15 protein-coding genes are annotated in these 20,540 nt (G+C 46.9%); 11 read left to right on the top strand and 4 right to left on the bottom strand.

The genetic code is table 11. From position 1 onward, the window contains the following. The first annotated feature begins 5 nt into the window (after window positions 1–5). From ppk1 to ON006_RS16925, 3 genes are all read left to right on the top strand, one after another. Window positions 6–2,042, top strand: coding sequence for a polyphosphate kinase 1 (ppk1, locus tag ON006_RS16935; RefSeq protein ID WP_244820555.1), 2,037 nt, complete (start codon window positions 6–8; stop codon window positions 2,040–2,042). Then, a complete protein-coding gene (locus ON006_RS16930; protein WP_244820554.1) occupies window positions 2,043–2,909 on the top strand; it encodes an SdiA-regulated domain-containing protein in 867 nt (288 codons plus the stop codon). 68 nt (window positions 2,910–2,977) lie between these two features. Next, window positions 2,978–6,769, top strand: a complete 3,792-nt coding sequence (locus tag ON006_RS16925; RefSeq protein WP_244820553.1) for a metallophosphoesterase — start codon at window positions 2,978–2,980, stop codon at window positions 6,767–6,769. Between the two features lie 14 nt (window positions 6,770–6,783). On the opposite strand, the gene ON006_RS16920 is transcribed toward ON006_RS16925, so the two are convergent. Next, window positions 6,784–7,278: a DUF421 domain-containing protein gene (locus ON006_RS16920; RefSeq protein WP_244820552.1), complete on the bottom strand. Its 495-nt coding sequence runs from the start codon at window positions 7,276–7,278 to the stop codon at window positions 6,784–6,786. Between the two features lie 297 nt (window positions 7,279–7,575). On the opposite strand from ON006_RS16920, the gene ON006_RS16915 reads away from it, so the two are divergent. Both ON006_RS16915 and ON006_RS16910 read left to right on the top strand, forming a co-directional pair. Next, window positions 7,576–7,998: a response regulator gene (locus ON006_RS16915; protein ID WP_244820551.1), complete on the top strand. Its 423-nt coding sequence runs from the start codon at window positions 7,576–7,578 to the stop codon at window positions 7,996–7,998. 119 nt (window positions 7,999–8,117) lie between these two features. Further along, window positions 8,118–9,884 (top strand): response regulator, encoded by a 1,767-nt coding sequence (locus ON006_RS16910; protein WP_244820550.1) that lies wholly within the window; start codon window positions 8,118–8,120, stop codon window positions 9,882–9,884. Window positions 9,885–9,908: 24 nt separating this feature from the next. On the opposite strand, the gene ON006_RS16905 is transcribed toward ON006_RS16910, so the two are convergent. Both ON006_RS16905 and ON006_RS16900 read right to left on the bottom strand, forming a co-directional pair. Next, window positions 9,909–10,442: a hypothetical protein gene (locus ON006_RS16905; protein ID WP_244820549.1), complete on the bottom strand. Its 534-nt coding sequence runs from the start codon at window positions 10,440–10,442 to the stop codon at window positions 9,909–9,911. After that, complete coding sequence (locus ON006_RS16900) at window positions 10,408–10,587, bottom strand: hypothetical protein (protein ID WP_244820548.1); 180 nt, start codon at window positions 10,585–10,587, stop codon at window positions 10,408–10,410. The genes ON006_RS16905 and ON006_RS16900 overlap by 35 nt, the downstream gene beginning before the upstream one ends. Window positions 10,588–10,788: 201 nt before the next feature. On the opposite strand from ON006_RS16900, the gene ON006_RS16895 reads away from it, so the two are divergent. From ON006_RS16895 to ON006_RS16870, 6 genes are all read left to right on the top strand, one after another. Beyond that, the gene (locus ON006_RS16895; protein WP_244820547.1) at window positions 10,789–11,397 is read left to right on the top strand and encodes an RNA polymerase sigma factor; all 609 of its coding nucleotides are present in this window, start codon (window positions 10,789–10,791) and stop codon (window positions 11,395–11,397) included. Window positions 11,398–11,506: 109 nt separating this feature from the next. Next, window positions 11,507–12,610 carry a FecR family protein gene (locus ON006_RS16890; RefSeq protein WP_244820546.1) on the top strand — a complete coding sequence of 368 codons (1,104 nt, stop codon included), beginning with the start codon at window positions 11,507–11,509 and terminating at the stop codon, window positions 12,608–12,610. A gap of 239 nt (window positions 12,611–12,849) precedes the next feature. Next, on the top strand, window positions 12,850–16,320 hold the full coding sequence (locus ON006_RS16885) for a TonB-dependent receptor (RefSeq protein WP_244820545.1): 3,471 nt from the start codon (window positions 12,850–12,852) through the stop codon (window positions 16,318–16,320). 11 nt (window positions 16,321–16,331) lie between these two features. Then, a complete protein-coding gene (locus ON006_RS16880) occupies window positions 16,332–18,017 on the top strand; it encodes a RagB/SusD family nutrient uptake outer membrane protein (RefSeq protein ID WP_244820544.1) in 1,686 nt (561 codons plus the stop codon). A 33-nt stretch (window positions 18,018–18,050) separates the two neighbouring features. Continuing rightward, on the top strand, window positions 18,051–19,202 hold the full coding sequence (locus tag ON006_RS16875; RefSeq protein WP_244820543.1) for a glycan-binding surface protein: 1,152 nt from the start codon (window positions 18,051–18,053) through the stop codon (window positions 19,200–19,202). 23 nt (window positions 19,203–19,225) lie between these two features. Then, window positions 19,226–20,080 carry an IPT/TIG domain-containing protein gene (locus ON006_RS16870; RefSeq protein WP_244820542.1) on the top strand — a complete coding sequence of 285 codons (855 nt, stop codon included), beginning with the start codon at window positions 19,226–19,228 and terminating at the stop codon, window positions 20,078–20,080. Between the two features lie 118 nt (window positions 20,081–20,198). On the opposite strand, the gene ON006_RS16865 is transcribed toward ON006_RS16870, so the two are convergent. Further along, window positions 20,199–20,408: a hypothetical protein gene (locus tag ON006_RS16865; protein ID WP_244820541.1), complete on the bottom strand. Its 210-nt coding sequence runs from the start codon at window positions 20,406–20,408 to the stop codon at window positions 20,199–20,201. Window positions 20,409–20,540: the final 132 nt, after the last annotated feature.

Genomic DNA, 20,540 nt, shown 5'->3' with positions numbered 1-20,540 from the left:
CGGCTATGGAAGCGTTTCGTTATTTCAATCGTGATATCAGCTGGCTTTCCTTTAACGAACGGGTACTGATGGAAGCAGGGAATGCCGCCGTTCCGTTGATGGAGCGGATCCGGTTTCTTTCCATTTACTCTTCCAATCTGGATGAATTTTATAGGGTACGGATGCCCTACCTGCAAAAAAGCCAGCTGCGCGACGGCGACATAAGCGTTTATGAAAAAGCGCAGGCGGTTATCAACAGACAACAGGACCAGTTCGGCAAGATACTGGGGGAAACAGTGATTCCTGAACTGGGTAAGCTTGGGTTCAGGTTTTGTTACAAAGAGCCAGTCCCGCAATCCGTTGCTGAGCGTACCGTCCCGTACTTCTTCTCACAGGTAGCGGGATTCCTTCAACCAGCGTTTCTGAGCAGGGAAACAAAGTTTTTTCCCGAAAACAACATGCTCTACCTGGTTGTGATCATGAAATTTCCACCGGACGAAGAGCAGGTAGCTTTGGTCAACATCCCCACCGCCAATCTCGACAGGTTTCTGAAAGTCAATGAGGGTATTGAAAATTTCATTGTTTTCCTGGAAGACATTATCCGGTACAATCTCAAAAACCTGTTTCCGGGTGCGATCGACATTCAATCTTATAATATTAAAATAACCCGGGACGCCGAGCTGGACTTACTGGATGAAGACGGCGAGGATGTGACCGAGAAATTTGAAAAGCAGCTGAGCAACCGCGACTACGGCCTGGCTACACGGCTACTGTACGAACCGGGCCTTCCTGTTCGCCATTTGCAGCAGATCATCAATGTATTTGATCTGAAAAGAGCGTCTGTCGTAGAAGGAGGACGTTACCATAACCTCAAAGACCTTGCTTCGTTACCTGTCAATTCACCGGCTATTTCCTATCCCGCCTGGCCGCCGGTGCAGGGCATCGAGGGCGTGGACCTGAATACGACATTGTTCGAAGCTTTGGTCGAAAGAGATTTGATGGTACATGCGCCTTACCAGTCGTATGATACGATTTTGCGGTTTTTCAATGAAGCGGCGATTCATCCGGCCGTGGAAGAGATATACACGACCATGTACCGCGTTGCCCACGATTCCAAAATCGCCCACGCGCTCATCAGCGCAGCCAGAAATGGTAAAAAGGTGACGGTACTGGTAGAGTTAAAGGCCAGGTTCGATGAAGCCAATAACATTCGCTGGGCCAAAAAAATGAAGGCGGCTGGCGTGAAGATCATTCACAGTATCAACACATTGAAAGTACACGCCAAGCTGGCTTTGGTCAAAAGGCAGCACGCGACTCACCCTTATCTGGGTTTGCTGGCAACCGGTAACCTCAATGAAGGCACGGCACGTTTCTATACCGACCATATTTTGCTAACGGCGCATCAGCCGATGTTACGGGAAGCGGAGCAGCTTTTCGGATTTTTGAGAAAGAAGAAAAAGGCAGAAAAAACGGACACCATTACATTCCAGCATTTACTGGTGGCGCAGTTTAACCTTCAAACGAAATTTCTGGAACTGCTCGACCGGGAAATTGAGCACGCGAAAAGCGGGTTACCCAGCGGGCTGACCATTAAGCTGAACAACCTGGAAGAAGAGGTGCTGATCAACAAGTTATACGAAGCATCCAACGCTGGTGTGAAGATCAACCTGATCGTACGGAGCATTTGCCGGCTTGTGCCGGGAGTTGTGGGACAGAGCGAAAACATTGTCGTCAAACGTATTGTAGACCGTTATCTGGAACACGGGCGCGTTTTTGTGTTTATGAATAAAGGCGACCACGAGGTGTTTATGGGTTCGGCTGACTGGATGAACCGGAACATTTATCGCCGGATTGAGGTTTGCTTTCCAATCTACCATGAGAAATTAAAAAAACAATTGATAGAAATCCTATCCATTCAATGGGCAGATACCGCGCAGGCTGTCTTGATTGACAGTGAATTGCATCATGTTTCGCTACCCAAAACGACGACAAGCATCCGGTCGCAGGAAGCGATTTATCAGTTTTTGTCGGAGACGGTACAGGATTTTAAACCGACCTTTTAAATGAAAAAAAGACATTTGCTATTGAATTCACTCGCACTTTTAATTATGCTCAGCACTTGGCTCGGCGGATGTAACTCGACACAAAAAGAAGAGGTGATTTACAAAGATTACGACCTGAGCAAGCCCGAAAAATTCAATATGCCCGAAAGTCTGTTCGAGATTTCGGGTATCACTTTTGTTGACGGAAAGGCCGATACAATCTATGCAGTGCAGGACGAAGAGGGAAAGATTTTCAGGCTCGCCTGGGACATTCCCAAGCAGCTGCACGCCAAATTTGGCAAAAAAGGGGACTACGAGGATGTTGCCATCATGAACGGCCAGGCCTATATTCTGAAAAGCAACGGTACGATTTACGCATTACCTATGGCCGAGGTCGTGTTTGAGGAGCCTGAGCAGGTGAAAGAACTGAAAGGAAGGTTGCCGAAAGGCGAATACGAAGGAATGTATGCCGATGCTGCCAGCGGGGATCTGTATGTCATTTGTAAAAATTGTACTGAGGATAATTCCAAGAACAGCGTGACGGGCTACATCTTCAAACCTGGGCCGGACTCTACCTCCGCACCGCGCACATTCTCCATCAATGTAGATCAGATCAAGGCTATTACGGGTAAGGTTTCGAGAGGTTTCAGGCCGTCGGGATTGGCGAAAAATCCACTAACCAATGACTGGTACATTATCTCAGCGGTGAATAAGCTGCTGGTCGTTACCGACAGCCAATGGAAAGTGAAGGACGCTTTTCCGTTGAATGGCAACATGTTCATGCAGCCCGAAGGAATTGCTTTCGACAAGGCAGGTAATTTGTATATTTCCAATGAAGGCGACGATTTGTTCAGCGGGAATATCCTTAAATTCAAAAAAATAAAGTAACGGATTCAAATCCTGTTATAAGCACCTCATTCCGCTCCCGGCACGCCGACGGCATTATTCAACGATTTATGAATGCACATTTCCGGTTTTTACTGTTCAGCATCTTATGGATTGGCATTACTTCCTGCGCCAGTTATAAAACCCATTTTTCAAAAGAAGGCGCTCAATGGAAGGCATCGTCGCCCGACCCAAATCTGGAACTCAGGCATACCATGTACCTGATCGGCGATGCGGGAAATGATATGCCTGAAAACCGTGCCCCCGTGCTGGAATACCTTAAAGTAAAGCTGGCGACCGAGTCTAAAAATAGCTCTGCGCTGTTTCTGGGGGATAATATTTACGAATATGGCATGCCGCCTTCGGAAGATTCGGTGAACAGGGGAGTGGCCGAATACCGGATCAATTCGCAGCTGGAAACATTGGAGCATTTCAAAGGCCGGCCTTTTTTCATTCCTGGAAATCACGACTGGCGCGGCTGGGGTGTCAAGGGATTGAAAAGGCAGGAAAAATATATCCAGAAATACCTGAACGAACGTCGCGGGAAAACGGATAAGGATGACTACGAAGATTACTTCCTGCCGCTGGATGGTTGTTCAGGCCCGGAGGTAGTTGAAATGAATGATAACGTGGTCGTGATCGTGGCGGATTCACAATGGTGGCTTACCGACTGGGACCGGGACTCGAAGATCAATGATGGCTGCGAGATCAAAAACCGGGAACAGTTTAGGTTCGTTTGGGAGAACGTGGTCAGGAAGTACCGTAACAAAAATGTCGTGATCGCGATGCATCACCCACCTTATACGTATGGGCCGCACGGGGGAAGATTTACAATCAAGCAGCACATTTTTCCGTTGACGGAAATGAACCCGAAGCTGTACATCCCCCTGCCGGTACTGGGCAGTTTGAGTGCATTGTTCCGCGCTACCATCGGTTCAAAACAGGATGTGGCCAACAAACATTATAAAGACCTCCGGACAGCGGTAATGGCCGGCGCGAAGAAAAACGGAAAATTCATTTTTGCCAGCGGCCACGAGCATGCGCTACAGTTCATAGAAAACGACGGGCAGGAGTTCATCGTCAGTGGTAGCGGTTCCAAAAATAGTCCGGTAAGTCTCGGAAAAGGATCATTATATGCTTCATCGGCGTTGGGTTACTCCACACTCAACTTTTATGCCGGTGGCGAAACCTGGGTGAAATTCTGGGAAGTAAATCCTGACGGGAAGGGCGTTAAACTCGTATTTCAACGAAAAGTCAAGGACAAGCAAGAGGCCGAGATACCAGATCCCGCCATTGCTTTCACCGAATATAACCAGCATAGCGATTCTACGAGCCGGTTTGTGACCAGCAATGAAGTGAAGCCGATAGGAGGTTTACACAAGTTTCTGTTCGGCGAGCACAACAGGCCACTTTATCTTGAAAAATATCCATTCCCCGTGTTGGATCTCAGTGCATGGAAAGGCGGCCTGATCCCTGTCAAGCAAGGTGGTGGCAACCAGACGAACTCATTGCGGCTACGGGACAATGACGGAAAGGAATATTCATTGCGCGGCCTGACCAAGGATGTGAGCCGTTTTTTGCCTTTTCCTTTCAATCAAATGATTGCGGCGAAGTATTTGGTAGAGGATAATTTCTTATCTACCAACCCATTCGCACCACTGTCGATGCCGGTACTGGCGGGAGCAGTGAATGTATATCATACCAATCCGAAGCTATATTATGTTCCCGCGCAGCCCGCATTGGCTACTTATAATGCATTGTTTGGCGGTACTATGAACCTGCTGGAAGAGCGCCCCGATGGGAAGAAGTGGAAAAAGGCCGATTTCTTTGGCAATCCCGACAAGATCGTGAGCACACCGGAACTCGTGGAAGAACTGCTTGAAAATAGCAAAAATATCGTCGACGAAGAGTGGGCGATCCGGACCAGATTGTTCGACTTCGTGATTGGTGACTGGGACCGCCACGATGATCAATGGGCATGGTCTTCGGTGAAACAAAAGGATGGTACTACCCTTTACAGGCCGATTCCGAGAGACAGAGATCAGGCTTTTTCCAAATATGACGGTTTACTGACCGGGGTAGCGAGACTAACGCTTCCATTCCTGCGACAGCTTCAAAGTTTCAGTCCGGAAATACAAAGTATGAAATGGACGACGTGGAGCGCACGGCTTTTTGACCGTACCTTCCTGAATGAACTGAGTTGGGAACAATGGGAGGAGCAGGCGAAATTTATCCAAAAGAACCTGACCGACGACGTGATCGCCAAATCATTCGGGGACTGGCCGCAAAAAGCCCGTGAAATATCTTCGCCGGAGCTGATCAGGAATATCCGGTCCCGTCGCGACGACCTTGTTAAAATTGCAAAGGCACACTATGAGTTTGTGAGTGAATCCGTGAATGTGATCGGTACCGAGGAGGAAGAGCGTTTCCTGATTGAACGTTTGGACAACAACCGGACGAGCGTCACGGTTTACGAAACGGGTAAAGATGGGAAGATCAAGCACCAGAACTACCACCGGATTTTTGACGGAAGCATTACCAAATCCATTAATGTGTACGGCAATGGTGACGAGGATGAGTTTATTGTAAAAGGCGATGTCCAGAAAGGTATCAAGCTTAGGCTGATCGGCGGGCTGGGTAAGGATGTGTTTACGGATAGTGCACGGGTGAGCGCAGGGGGCAAAAAGACATTGGTATACGACGACCTGAAAAGCAATACCATCAATCCCGGCCCGGATACCAAAGACAAAAGAACCAGTCTGTACCGGTTCAATGTATATGACCGTAGAAGCGCCGACAGCAATTACGACATTACAATGCCATTTCCCAACATTGGCGCCAATCCTGACGATGGCTTCATTATCGGCGGTAAGGTGAATATGACGAAGTATGGCTTCAAAAAAGAACCTTATGCTTCGGCGCAGACCTTCGGTGGAAGCTATGCATTCAGTACCAGGGGTTTCAAGGTAAATTATACCGGTGATTTTATCAATGCGTTCAAGAAACTTGACTTTTATCTGGATACCTACTACCGCGGCCCTACGTATGCATTCAACTACGCGGGCCTGGGCAACACCACTGTGCGGACGGTGGACGATGCTGATTTTTACCGGGTTAGGCAGTCTGTTTTACACATTTATCCGGCATTTAAAAAACGTTTCGCAGGTAATAGCGGATTCATCACACTAGGGCCGGTTTTCGAAATTTCGGACGTACAAGCCACGGCGGGACGGTTTATTACCAGCAAGGAAAACGGGCTGGGGAACGACATTTTCAAGACTAAATATTTTAGCGGCGCGAAGTTTATGTTTGATTTCAACAGTGTCGACAATATCTTCCAGCCGCATTCGGGTATCCGTTTCAACACAGGCGTTAACTGGACGTCCAACCTGAATAGCAAGGATAACTTTGCTTCATTACGTGCCCAGTTTGCATTTTATAACAGTCTGGATCAGAATGAAAACTTTGTGCTGGCGTCGCAGATCGGCACCGGCATCAACTTTGGCAACGGCTACCAGTTTTTCCAAATGCCTACGATCGGCGGCAAACAAGGATTGCGGGGTTACCGAACCGAGAGGTTTTACGGCAAAGCTTCCCTTTGGCATGATACCGACCTCCGCGTGAGAATTGGCAGCAGCTACAATCCGACATTGCCATTGACTTATGGTGTTTTCGGTAGCTTCGACTACGGACGTGTCTGGTATGGCGACGATGATCCGTCCAAAAACTGGCACTACGACTATGGTGGGGGTATCTGGCTGGCTCCGGTCGACATCCTGACATTCTCGGTCGGGGCATTTATTCCAAAAGAGAAAAGCGAAGAAAAGCCGCGCATCTCTTTGCAGATCGGGTTCTGGTTCTGATGGGCTGACTGCGCTTAATCTTTTTCCAGAACACTCAGGTTACCGCTGCCTTCCAGGTAGCAGGCCTTCACCTTTTTAGGATCGTCAATGCCCTTTGTCCTGAGATAGCTGGCCAGGTCTTCTTCTGAAATGAACTCACGCCGCATGTTTTTGAACTGAAATTCTCCGTCTTTGATCAGCAATTTGGGGCTTGCCTGTGCAAAATTGCTGAATACGCGCGATTTATAACCCAGGTAGTCAATCGCGAGGTCCCAAAACACCAGGGTTCCTATTAGCACAACTCCCTCCGTAATGCTTTTATAATCGCCGGCCATAGCGTTCTGTGCCGCATCGCCGATCAGAATAATGAGCAGAATGTCGCTCACGCTGAACTGGCCTGTTCCCCGCCGGAAAAGCCGCAACAACAGGAAAATAGACCAGTATGTTAATGTTCCCCTGATGAACACTTCAAACAATGAAATATTGGGCGTCCACATGTCCTGCCAGTTGATGTCAAAGAGTTTTTCCATGATGAAAAGGATTAAAATGGTTGATCGGTAAGATTACTCAAATGTAACCGGGTAAATGTTATGCCAATAAAAAAACAGACATGAGATCAGCAAGTAGCTTCCATTAAAAGAGGCCGGGATATGAAATGTTTAACGTATATGATAGTATTAGTTCTACATACACAAGAAAGAATAATTTCATATTGCGACTTTTTTTCGTTAGACTAGTAGGAAAAAGGAAGTTTTTGTAACCACTATATCAATACTGGTGAACAAAAACGTCTGAAACCTCCATAATGCAGTTAAAATCCAAGGTTAATGAGTAGGGAACTAAAAATACTTTTAGTGGATGATGATAAGATCATGCTGTTTCTCCACGAAATGTTCTTGAAGAAGACCGGTGTGCTATGCGAAACCGTGCTATGTTACAACGGCCAGGAAGCCCTCGACTTTCTTAACACTTACGATTCTGGAATGACAACTTTTTTGGTGCTTCTGGATATCAACATGCCTGTTATGAATGGCTGGGAGTTCCTCGGTTCGATCCGCGACCGCGCTGATTTGCCGCCGGTCCACATTGTGATGGTTAGTTCAGCTACGGAAGATTCGGAAAAGGAACGTGCATTCTCTTTCGAACATGTGTTTGATTATCAGCAGAAGCCGCTTACCATTGAAAGTTGCAAACAAATCATCGGCTCGCGGCAGATCAGGGATTTCTTTAATGACATAACATTCGATTAGCTGCTCAAAACCCTTTAATAAGACATTATACAAATTAGATGAGCTTCGTACGTATTAACAGAACGGTTTCTTATATTTAATATCTGTTTTGCATTACCAACCCTACGATAGCATTTTCTTTGAAAAATACCCTCTATACAGAAGCATTTGAAAAGCTATGGCTGGAAGAGGCTGAGACCAAGACGCGTATGCACAACAGGTTGTTCTGTTTCACTTTTCTGGTCTGTAATCCTGTTTTTTCGATCCCGTTTTATCTGGTAGGAGATCCGTTTTTTTATACCATTTTCCCTACACATTTGTTTTCCGGCAGTATTATCATTTTGCTTCTGTTCCTTCATTCCAAAAAGGTGATCACGGGCCAGCAGATGAGTTTTTACACCTTCGTGATCCTGATATGCTTTTACGCCTTTCTGTTATCGATGCCTCATTTATCTTACGTTCAATCGTGTCTGAACCTGACGCTGGCGATCATTTTCGCGGGGCTTGTTCTCAGGTGGCCGGTGAGGTATGCGCTGGTAATTTCGGGACTTTGTCTGACGCTGTTTCCCATATCCATTCATTTTTTCAGTGACATTACTTTAGCGACTTTTCTGTCGCAGGGCGGAATGTTCCTGATGATGGCCAATTTGCTTTTTCCTTTTGTAATCAGGCTGAGTTACATAAAAGACAAGCGTGAGTTTTATTTCAGATATGCACTGCAGGAACATAACGAGGCGCTTGAAAAGCAAAAGACGATTGCCGAGCAAGCGACCAGGGCTAAGTCAGATTTCTTGTCCATGATGAGCCACGAGATCCGTACGCCGCTGAATGGTATTGTCGGGATTGTTCATTTGATGATCCAGGAAGAAACCGAGCAAAAGGAATCTAAGGAACTGCTCGATACGCTCAAATTTTCAGCCGATCATTTAATGGCCGTGGTGAACGAGGTGCTCGACTTCAACAAAATCAATTCCAATCACGTGGTACTCGACCCGGTACCATTTGATCCCGGTCTCCTTTTTGAAAACCTGAGAAAGACATTTGTTCCCAAAGCAAATGAGAAAAATTTAGACCTGGTCTTCGAAGTAGACCCGAACCTTCCTCGCCGACTTGTTGCCGACACTGTACGGCTTAATCAGGTGATTACCAATTTGATCCACAATGCAATTAAGTTTACCGCTGAGGGGTCGGTCAGGTTTGTAGTAGAGGAAGCCGCGAAGGACCCAAGCCACGTTGTCCTCAATTTTGAAGTCATTGATACCGGCATTGGCATCCCGGCCGCCGAGCAAGGTTCGATATTCGAGATTTTTACACAAGCCAAGCCGACCGGCCAGCGGGAAAGCGGTGGTACCGGGCTAGGCCTGGCCATTACCAAAGAACTGCTACGGCTTTTCGGAAGCGAGATCGTGGTCAAAAGTGAAGTAGGGAAAGGTTCCATGTTTTCATTTCAGTTAAAATTGCCTTATCAGGATAAAATGGAGCAGGTTATGACATTGCCAGAAAATGAAACGGCCCCGGTGACTTTCCCGGAGATTAAGGTGCTGGTTGCCGACGATAACAAGACGAACCTGTTGCTGGCGACAATGCTTTTGCAACGTAAAAAAATTCTGTTTGATACCGCGAGTAATGGTCAGGAAGCCTTCGAGATGTTTCAAAAGAATACCTATGATCTCGTTTTAATGGACCTGCGAATGCCGGTGATGGATGGCTTTGAAAGTACCGCACTCATCCGTCAGGTGAACCCCCAAATACCCATCATTGCATTGACCGCCTCGGCTTTTGAAGATGAACGAGAACGCGCACTGGCGAATGGTTTCTCAGGATACCTCATCAAGCCCTTCATACCTGAGGATTTCTATAACTACATTTTTTCTTTCCTCAAAGGCGAGTCTTCCAATGCGGTTTGACGTGGTAGTATCACTAAATGGAGATTACTTTTCAGAATCTGAAAGGCTAAGGAAAGAGGTTTTAACGGCTTGATGGTGCTCCCAATTGTCCTTTACGAATATTGATCCTATTCCCAGGCCAGCCAAATCGGAATCGTATTTCGAAACCCCGAATTCTACAATGCTTAAAGCTTCCTTAAACCACGAATCAAACAGTCTGTGCCGACATTTGTCGCGGCCTTTATGAGCATCAAAAATGACTATTATCCCCTGGATAGAAGCGTTTTTTAGGGAATCTGCCAGTAAATATTGAATAGTTTTTCTTACCCTGGGATCAATTTGCTTAGACAGGGCAAATCTTTCATCCTTTGATAAAAGACGAGCTTCACCCCCAATGCCAACCGGCCCGAAGGTGAAGCTCAATATGTGATGATCGAATTCTGGGTGATCTGGGAAATACCCTTCAGATGTGCTGAAATAGGCTTCGTATGCTATCTGTCTGTCAGTGATGAACTCATATTTAAGGGAGTTTATCTTAACTACATCATATCGGCGTGACGAATTTAATTCCTTTGGCATGTACTTCGTCTATGGATATTTCTCCGTTGAAAAAACGTTCAGTTAGGTCCTTGTCGTCGAGCATTTTCTTGACTATTTCTTTCTTGCTGAGTTTTTTCGCACCATAGGCAGCTTCTGCCACTGGTGCACTTGCCGTTTTGTTCATGGTCTTAAAGTAAACTGTTATAGTTGTGGGCCTTATATTTTCACAACATACAAATATATAGAATTCGTTTCTCAACTGAAAAAAACTGGTTAAATGTTGATTTTACACTTCTCTGTTTAAAATAATATTTATTAGTTCATTAGTTATATATTTTCTTTTAACTTTGATTTTTGACAAGGAAAACAAAGTTCGGACGGCGGCATGATTATTGGTGGAACTTCCTCTCAACTTAGAGATATCCGGCTCTGGAAAGAGTTAATTCAGGGTGACGACCAGGCATTGGGACAACTGATGCATGTGCACTACAAAGCGCTGCTGAATTACGGGTATAAGTTTGTGAAAGACGATGAATTTGTGAAAGACTGTATCCAGGATATTTTTATAGATCTGTGGAACAGCAGGACACGTGTGACTGAACCGGATCATGTCAAGGCCTACTTATTTGTATCGCTCCGCCGCAAAATTTTCCGCAATCGCCGCAAGCTCAGATTAACGGAAGAAAGCAACACTGCCTGGAATGATGACAGCCAGTTTCCGGTGGAATTTTCACCCGAATGGTGGCTGATCGAAGAAGAAACGCTATCCCATAAAACCAGGCTGGTTGCCGAAAAGCTGAATGCACTTCCTGTCAGGCAACGTGAAGTGATCTATCTTAAATATTACCAGGAGCTAAACCGCGAAGAAATCTCGGATATCCTGTCCATTACCCCGCAAACCGTTTCAAACTTGCTTCAACTGGCTTATTCCACGCTACGTAAGCACCTGGACCTGTCCTCGATCGGCCTCTTTTTATTTATTTTATGCTCTTGAATGTCAAGTAGTTAAAAATATATTTATAAAAATTTCAAAAAAAAATATAAATATCATGGTATCTGCGTGACTGTTCCGGTATCTCGGTAATAACAGGACATACGCCCCCATGATGAATTATCGTAAGTATAAGACAACAGATTTTGTAACTGATCCCTATTTCCGGTCGTGGATAATAGAGCAGGACCGGGATGCGGAAGTTTTTTGGGAAGACTGGCTACATGATAACCCCGACAAAAAGGAAGAGGTGGAGGATGCGCGCGCGTTTTTGTATGTGCTGGCCGAAAAATCGGGACAGACCGATGACGCTGAAATAAGGGGCCGTGTGGACACTACCCTAAGAATGATTCAGGAACGGCCGGAAGAAACTGACGCTACGCCCGTCAGGAAGCTATGGTACATGAGTTATGCGCGGGTAGCAGCTATGTTCACGCTTGCGCTTGGCCTCGGCTGGCTGGTTAGCCAATACAAGCAGGGAAGTTTGCCGGGGCAACAGTCTGCTGTGAGCCGTCATTATGCGGAATCGGGCGTTGTACATTACAATCACACGTCCAGCCCTGTGACCATTATGCTCGAAGACAGCAGTACTGTAACGTTACAGCCTGAAAGCGAATTGGAATACCCCAAAACTTTTGCAAAAGGCAAACGAGAAGTGCATTTGAAAGGAGAGGCGTTTTTCGAGATCACGCGTAATCCCAACAGGCCATTCCTGGTGCTAACCGACGAGCTGGTAACGCAGGTACTAGGTACGAGCTTTACAGTAAGGTCATTTGAAAAAGACAGAAATGCCTCCGTATCAGTGAAAACAGGTCGTGTTTCGGTTTATTCGAAACTGGAAGAACAATCGGCGAAAGAGTCATTGTCCAAGGAAATAAAAGGCGTGGTGTTGAAACCTAACCAGCAGGTTCTTTTCGATAAAGAGGAATCCAGGCTGGTGAAAGTGATCGTCAACAGTCCACAGCGTATCTCGGAAATACCCGCTACTGCGCTGGTGTTTGATGAAGTTCCTGTTAAAAATGTATTCAGGACACTGGAAAAGGAATATGGTATAGAGATAATTTTTAATGAAGAAGTGCTCTCAGCCTGTCTGCTAACCGCCAATCTTTCGGGATTGCCGATGTATGAGCAGCTCGACCTGATCTGTAAGATCATCAAAGCCCGGTATGAAATGATCGACGGGCAGGTGGTTATTTACAGTGACGGGTGTAAATAATTTTGTCAAACTTGAACAACCACGAAACCAGCGAAATATGAAAAAATAATTACGTCAGGTACATAAAAAAAGCCAATGATGGTTGCGACATCACTGGCCTTCGAATGCCCCACCTTGTAATACCCTCCGAATGCACGGAAAGGGTCCAGTGAGTTTTTTGCCCCAATCTTTCATTAGAACAAAAAGTGTTTAAAGTTATGCCCGGAATTTATTTTCTCAAAACAATTGTGTGGGATACTATGAAATTATCCTTATTACAGTTATGCATCGCGGTGGTCTTCACGGGAGTGACGTTTAGCCATGACCGTTTATCTGCCCAGGAGTTACTGGAGAGACGGATCACGCTCAAAATGGAGGACAAGAGCCTGAAAAATGTGCTGTCTTCCATTGAACGGACCTCTGAGGTTAAGTTCATTTATAATCCAAACGAGATCAGATCATCGGCCAAAGTGAGTTTCAATGCCTCCAATGAGCCGCTGGCTGAGGCGCTGAATAAACTTTTTCGTCCCCTTTCAATACGGTACGAGGTTGCTGGTAAGCAGGTTATGCTTTTTAAGGAGAACAAAAGTTCATTCACCGATGATAGCATTGAACCGGAAAGCAATGTAGCCGCTGAAACCACCGAAACGGCCGTACTTGCCGGTGTAAAAGGTAAGGTAACCGACGAGAAGGGCGATGGTTTGCCCGGGGTAAGTGTGGTCGTGAAAGGCACACAGCGCGGAACCACTACCAATTCGGCCGGTGTCTACGACCTGGAACTGGCCTCGGGGGACAATACGCTCATCTTTTCATTTGTGGGTTATTTATCTCAGGAAGTGAATGTTGGGTCAAGGTCGGTCATCGATATCGCTCTCAAAGTGGATACCAAAGCATTGGAAGAAGTGGTAGTAGTAGGCTATGGAGAAATGAAACGTGCTGACCTCACCACTGCACAAACTTCGGTATCAGCCAAAGACATTGCCAGAACAACCAATACTACATTGGAACAAGCCATACAGGGTCGTGCCGCAGGTGTGTACGTAACCCAAAACTCAGGCCAGCCTGGCGGAGGGATATCGGTGAATATCCGCGGTGTAAACTCGATCAGCGGGAGTAATGAGCCATTGTATGTAGTGGATGGGGTCCAGATCCAGGGACAGTCGGTTTCGTATGGGCAGCAGAGCTCCTCCAACCCGTTGGCAGGTTTGAACCCGGCTGATATAGAATCTATCGAAGTGTTACAGGGGCCTTCTGCTACGGCCATTTACGGCTCCCGCGCTACGAATGGGGTGCTTTTGGTAACTACAAAAAGAGGGAAATCGGGCGATACCAAAATATCATATGGCTACCAGTACAGCGTGCAGACACCGCCGTCGTCATTGAAGGTAATGGACCTGAAACAATACGCGCAGATGGTGGGTGAGTATCACCAGCTGGCAGGTGGTGATACGCCCGCAGAATTTCTGGACCCGTCATTGCTGGGCAAAGGAACGGACTGGCAGAAAGAGCTTTTTAAAAACGCCCCGATGAACAAACATCAGCTGAGTTTGAGTGGGGGAAACGACAAGACAACTTATTATTTGTCAGGAGAATACCTGAAACAGGAAGGTGTGGCGCTTGGATCGGGGTTTAACAGGTACGCATTCAGACTTAATCTGGACAACAAACCCAGGGAATGGGCAACGATCGGGGCAAACCTGAGCTTTAACCAAACCAATGATAACCTGACCACCAGCCAGGAAAACGTGATTTCAAGTGCTTTGCAATTAACGCCACAAGTTCCTGTCAGAAACATTGACGGTACCTGGGGCGGTGGCGACGAGAATAACGGAGCAAATCAGTTTGCACCTGTTAACCCGATCGCAATTGCCAATTTGACTACTAACAAACTGGTCAGAAGACAGTTTTTGGGAGGCCTCAATGTTGGCGTGAAAATTCTGCCAGGCCTGAATTTGCGCTCGTCGTTCAACACAAACCTGGGATTTTCAAACTCGTCGTACTATGTGCCAACTTACAAAATCGGTTGGGCGCAGAATGTGACCGCATCGTATAACAATGGATCCGGCGTAAACACATACTGGAACTGGAACCAACTTTTGGAGTATAATAAGCAATTTGGGAAGCATAGTATCAATGTCATGCTGAGCCATGAATCGCAGGAATCGTCCTGGAAAAACCTGGCAGGAACACGTACAGGTTTTTTAACGAACGATATTCTTGACCTCGCAGCAGGTGACGCATTAACGGCCAGTAATTCAGGAGGATCGGGCGACTGGGCAATGGAATCATACCTGGGCAGGCTCAACTACAACTACGGCGATAAGTACATTATTATGGGTACCGTGAGACGCGATGGTTCGGCGAACTTCGGAGCTGATAATAAATGGGGCTTCTTCCCATCCGTTTCGGCCGCATGGCGGGTTTCGCAGGAAGCATTTTTCCAGGTACCGGCTATCAGTGAGTTGAAACTGAGATTTGAAACGGGTGTCACAGGTAACCAGGGCAGCGGAGGAATTTACTCGCCGCTTGGTACCGGGACCACTCCCACTACTACCGGCTTTTTGCCCACCAAATACAGCAATGCAGGTTTGAAATGGGAAGAAACGAAAACCAATAACTTCGGTATCAACCTCGCTCTTTTCGAAAACCGCATTCAGTTTGAATTTGACTATTATATCAAGAATACCGACAACCTGCTGATGGAGAAACCATTGCCATGGTATATGGGAACTAATGGTACCGGCGCTGTGGGCTCGCCAACTGTGAACATTGGCGCGCTGCAAAATAAAGGCTGGGGCTTCACAGTCAATACGATCAATATCAACAGGGGCGGATTCAAATGGGAGTCGAACCTGAATTTGTCGAGCTTTAAAACCAAGATCAAGTCATTCTATTCCGACGCGGCATTTGTAGACCGTACTTCGTGGTGGATGGCCGACTGGACGCAGCGGTCGGAAGTAGGAAAGGCACCATGGCTGTTCCGTGGATACATCGAGGAAGGTATATTCCAGTCGGTGGCTGAGATCGAAAGCAGCGCATTGCCTGTGGATAACAATGGCGTAAAGCTGCCGGTCAATGTCAACAATATCTGGGTTGGTGATGTAAAATTCAAGGACATCAATGGCGACGGGATCATCAATGAAAATGACCAGACGGTGATCGGTAATCCATGGCCAAAGCTGTTTTCAGGATTTACCAATACATTTTCCTACAAAGGCTTTGACCTGAGCGTGTTGCTGACCAGTACCTATGGTAATGATGTTTACAACTACCTCGGCAAGCTGAACACCAATGCGAGTAACATCAATTTGAGCCGCAACCTGCTGGTACATGCCATGGATTATGCCAAACCGATCACGAAAGAAGACGGTACAGTAGGCTTGTCCAACCCTGATACCGACGTGGCGCGGATCTCGAACGGACCGAACGGAAACTTTGCAAGACATACCAACAAATGGGTAGAAGACGGTTCTTTTATCAGACTGAAAAATGTATCGCTGACATACAATCTGCCGGTATCGCTGGTATCACGTCAAAAAGTGATCAGAGGGGCCAGATTTACGGTAGGTGCGCAAAACCTGGCTACCATTACCGGTTATTCAGGTTTTGACCCGGAAGTAGGGGCCTATGTATCACGCGATGCGAGTGCCTCCAACCAGGCCATCGGCCTCGACTACGGACGGTACCCTCTGACACCGGTTTACACATTCAGTTTAGGCTTGGATTTCTAAAAACTATCGAGATGAAAAGTTATCAAAAAATATATACCTGGTTTGCATTCATACTGCCGGTCGCATTGCTGTCGGCTTGTTCGGAAGATTTCCTTGAAAGACCACCGAAAGACTCCATCGTAGATGCCGGTTTTTACCAGACGGACGATCAGGTGCTGGCCAGTACTGCATTGCTTTACAGTAAAGTATGGTTCGATTACAATGACAAGGCGTCGTACAATCTGGGCGATTTTCGTGCCGGAACAGCCTTTTCGGCTTGGAACGACAGAGGTAATGTGTTGTTCAACACCACTGGAAATACACCTGAGAATGGCTCGTCGTGGCGTTCATTTTTTATCGTGGTAGGGCAGTCCAATCTCGCGATCCAGAACATTAATAAATATGCCGGGCCAGCAGTTTCGCCTGCGATTAAAAAACATGCGATTGCCGAAGCAAGGTTTATGCGGGCATTGGCGTATCGATTTCTGGTGATGAACTGGGGCGCTGTGCCGGTCATTGAAAATAACCTGGAATTGCTGGCTGACACCACAGTGCAAAGAAATACGCCTGAAAGCGTATGGAAATTCATCACCAGCGAAATGCGCCAGGTAGCGGAAGATTTGCCGGAAACACCCGTTCGTTCAGGCCGCATTACCAAATGGTCGGCGGAAGGAATGCTGGCGAGGTTTTACCTGACGCGCTCAGGCGTGGAAGCAGGGGGCTCGGGTAACCGGAACCAGGCATTTTTGGACAGTGCGAAGTACTATGCCGAAAGGGTCATCACCACAAGTGGGGCTTCAATGGTGGGTAAGTACAGCGATTTGTTCCTATACCCTTACGACAACAATCCCGAGTCGTTATTCTCACTGCAATGGGTATACTCTCCCGGCGCCTGGGGAACGCAAAACTCAACACCAGCATACCTCGCGTATAGTTCCGATATCGCCAATGGCGACGGCTGGGGTGGAGACAAAAGTGCCACGTTCTGGATGATGAAGCAGTATGAGGGGATCAAGCAGACCTCTGAGACGGTATTGCAGGGAAGGACATTGGATCAAAGGTTAAAAGCGACATTCATGCTGCCCGGCGCGAGCTATCCCGAAATCACCCAGACGATTCCAGGCGGCACCCAGAAGCTGATCTTCCCTTTCACGGGTTCTGACAATAATTTCCTTTCCATCAAAAAATACATTACCGGAAAAGCAGCCGACGTGGGCGGGCAGGCAGCCCAGCAGAACTACGGCAATGATACATATATGATGCGTCTGGCTGAAATGTACCTGGTTTATGCTGAGGCTGTTATGGGCAATGCAGCCTCGACCAGTGATGCAAAAGCATTGGCCTATTTCAATAAGGTCCATACCCGCGCTGGCTTGTCACCGGTGACAGGTGCGCTTACTTTTGATATGATCTTCAAAGAGCGGATCGTCGAATTTGCAATGGAAGGAATGGCCTGGTACGACCTTGTGAGCCTGCATTATTACAATGCTGCCAAAGCTTACGCCATTCTGAATGAGCAGGACAGGGGACTTTTCTTTACCAAGCCCGATCAATTCCCGGACCCGACTTCATGGACATTTACCAAAACTTCGTGGGTAGCCGTGACGGACAGGATGATCAATGCCAACAGTGGTAATTTCCTGCTGCCGATCCCGTCGGCCGAGCTGAGCCAGGCGCCAAACCTGCAAAAACCTGCCGTTGATTATTATTCCAAGTAAACCCAATAATGGTCATTACAAATGCGAAATCACATGAAATTCATATATAAGTCAATGCTGCTGCTGGCAGTAATCATTGCCATGGCAGCTGTAACTATGTCTTGCCAGGAAGAGGACCTTCCGAACAATGGCGAGCCCAGTATCAAGTACGTCCGCATTACCGACCCGGCTTCCGGTGATTCGCTGCTGGTGAGCGCAGGGCAGGGCAGCCTGATAGCGATTGTAGGAGAAAATTTGCAAGGTGCGACCGAAATCTGGTTCAATGATCAGAAAGCGAGTTTGACACCTACTTACATTACCAATAAAACCATTCTTGTCAGCGTGCCTACCATGATCCCGGCTGTGATCGACAACAAAATGAAGATCATTTTTTCAAATGGCAGGACATTGGAACATGCTTTCAAGGTGAAGATCAGCGAGCCGCTTGTTTCGAGTATGGTCAGTGAGTACGTACCGGCGGGAAGTGTGGCCACCATCCGGGGAGATTACTTTTATGAGCCCTTAACAGTCACTTTTGCCGGGGGCAAAAAAGGAACGATCGTATCGATCAAAGACCAGGAAATACAAGTAACCGTTCCGGAAGACGTACAGCCTGGGCAGATTACCGTGACCACGAACTTCGGAGAGACTAAATCAGACTTTTGGTTTGCTGATAACCGTAACATTTTCCTGAGCAGTGATCCATTCACAGGCTGGTGGAATGCTGCGTATGTGGTAACCAAACCGGCGGCGGGCGATCCTGTCGCAATCAATGGCAATTATATCCGCGTTAAAAAAGCAATTGCAGGCTGGAACTGGATGGAAGTGGCTGGCGGGCCGCCCGATGCAATGGGCGCGATCAGCAAGAATATCCCGGACGAAGCAATATTGAAACCGGCTGACTATAACCTGAAATTTGAAGTAAATACTGTGAAGCCCTATAATAACAACGTGCTGAAAATCAGTGCCGGGCTGAGTAGTGGCTTTGATGACACGCCTTATCAATGGCTGCCGCCTTACGATACTAAGGGAGAATGGCGAACCGTGGTGATCCCGTTCGAGGAAGTGGCGGGAAGCTACAAATCAAAGCTGGAAGTGAACAAAAATGGCTACTATACCAGGCTGTTGTTCCATGGTGGCGGCGATCTGGATGCCGACATTTCATTCGATAATTTCAGGATCGTTCCCAAAGTCCTTCGTAAGTAAACATTCAAAAAAGCACTGTAAAAATGAAGATATTAATATTGAACAGGAGATTACTCTCTCTGATGTGCCTGATCCTGTCCGTTGCATTCATTACCGCGTGTAATGATGATGATGACGAAGTGAATTCCGGCGAAGTACAATTGCTCAGCTTTGGGCCATCGGGTGTTAAGCCAGGTGAAGAGATCAGTTTTATTGGAAATAATCTTGACAAAGTGACGTCCATTGAACTGCCCGGAGCCAGCGTACCGAGTTCTGCATTTTTAAAACAAACAGCGGAGCTGATCACGCTCAATGTTCCCAAGGAAACGGAGGAAGGGCTGGTTACATTGAAAACAGCAGCCGGGGACATTGTTTCGAAAACCATACTGAGCTTTGAAGTGCCGGTAATCATTAAAACGGTAACCGCGGAAGCTAAGCCGGGAACAAATGTGACCATTACGGGTGAATTTTTGAACTGGGTGGATGGCGTGACCTTTGCGCCGGATACCACTGTCACCAAATTCGTCAGCCAGACAATGACCGAACTGGTAGTGGCCGTACCAGTGAATGCAAAAACAGGTAAGCTTGTGTTGTACTCGGGCGGAACCGAACCTTTAAGTACGGAAACAGAAAAAGAACTCGTCGTTACATTGCCGACGATCACGACTTTGGCTCCCAACCCTGCCACGAAAGGAAAAAGCCTGACCATCACAGGTACTAACCTCGACCTGGCGGAAGGTGTGCTGTTTACCGGATCGGCCGCTGCAGTTACCAAATTCGTAAGCAAGTCGGCCACGCAGATTGTAGTGACGGTACCGGCAGACGCGGCCAAGGGCAAAGTTTCGCTGATCACCTATTCCAATGTAGAGGTGCCGTCGAAGGATGAATTGAAATTATAAAATGCCGTTTTAGTTAACGACTTCATTGATAAACTGAGGCCAGCGGGATGTATGTTCCGCTGGTTTTTTTGTTTGATAAAAATGGATTCTCGATGAAGTTTTGAGCGTAAAAAATGGATCAGGCGACCATTTGATTTCCAATCGATGATCTTAAATCTTCGACCTGATGCTGCAAAAGCCAGTTGCGGAAATCTGTAACATTCTGGGGTTGATAATGTACAATACGCCCATCCGTTAGCATGATGGTAAACACCTCGTATGCATGGATATACTTGCGAAGCTGAACAATACAAAAGTCAAATCCAGGGAAGAAATAGTTTGTTTTCATTTGCCTTTAGGGTTTGCTAAGGATTTAGATCACGTTTTAAGCTACATTTGAGTATGTTAGCACTATGTAACTGGCAATAAATATGCCTATTTAACTATCTGGAACGTTCCGTCTGTATTTTGCTTGTAGTTG

Source organism: Dyadobacter pollutisoli, assembly GCF_026625565.1.
In the GTDB taxonomy this organism is placed as follows: Bacteria; Bacteroidota; Bacteroidia; order Cytophagales; family Spirosomataceae; genus Dyadobacter; species Dyadobacter pollutisoli.
This window is presented reverse-complemented; position numbering and strand designations above follow the sequence as displayed.

Excerpts from the sequence above, each read along its gene's own strand:
- ppk1 (WP_244820555.1), top strand. The coding sequence starts at position 6 with ATGGAAGCGTTTCGTTATTTCAATCGTGATATCAGCTGGCTTTCCTTT.
- ON006_RS16930 (WP_244820554.1), top strand. The coding sequence starts at position 2,043 with ATGAAAAAAAGACATTTGCTATTGAATTCACTCGCACTTTTAATTATG.
- ON006_RS16925 (WP_244820553.1), top strand. The coding sequence starts at position 2,978 with ATGAATGCACATTTCCGGTTTTTACTGTTCAGCATCTTATGGATTGGC.
- ON006_RS16920 (WP_244820552.1), bottom strand. The coding sequence starts at position 7,278 with ATGGAAAAACTCTTTGACATCAACTGGCAGGACATGTGGACGCCCAAT.
- ON006_RS16915 (WP_244820551.1), top strand. The coding sequence starts at position 7,576 with ATGAGTAGGGAACTAAAAATACTTTTAGTGGATGATGATAAGATCATG.
- ON006_RS16905 (WP_244820549.1), bottom strand. The coding sequence starts at position 10,442 with ATGCCAAAGGAATTAAATTCGTCACGCCGATATGATGTAGTTAAGATA.
- ON006_RS16900 (WP_244820548.1), bottom strand. The coding sequence starts at position 10,587 with ATGAACAAAACGGCAAGTGCACCAGTGGCAGAAGCTGCCTATGGTGCG.
- ON006_RS16895 (WP_244820547.1), top strand. The coding sequence starts at position 10,789 with ATGATTATTGGTGGAACTTCCTCTCAACTTAGAGATATCCGGCTCTGG.
- ON006_RS16890 (WP_244820546.1), top strand. The coding sequence starts at position 11,507 with ATGATGAATTATCGTAAGTATAAGACAACAGATTTTGTAACTGATCCC.
- ON006_RS16885 (WP_244820545.1), top strand. The coding sequence starts at position 12,850 with ATGAAATTATCCTTATTACAGTTATGCATCGCGGTGGTCTTCACGGGA.
- ON006_RS16880 (WP_244820544.1), top strand. The coding sequence starts at position 16,332 with ATGAAAAGTTATCAAAAAATATATACCTGGTTTGCATTCATACTGCCG.
- ON006_RS16875 (WP_244820543.1), top strand. The coding sequence starts at position 18,051 with ATGAAATTCATATATAAGTCAATGCTGCTGCTGGCAGTAATCATTGCC.
- ON006_RS16870 (WP_244820542.1), top strand. The coding sequence starts at position 19,226 with ATGAAGATATTAATATTGAACAGGAGATTACTCTCTCTGATGTGCCTG.
- ON006_RS16865 (WP_244820541.1), bottom strand. The coding sequence starts at position 20,408 with ATGAAAACAAACTATTTCTTCCCTGGATTTGACTTTTGTATTGTTCAG.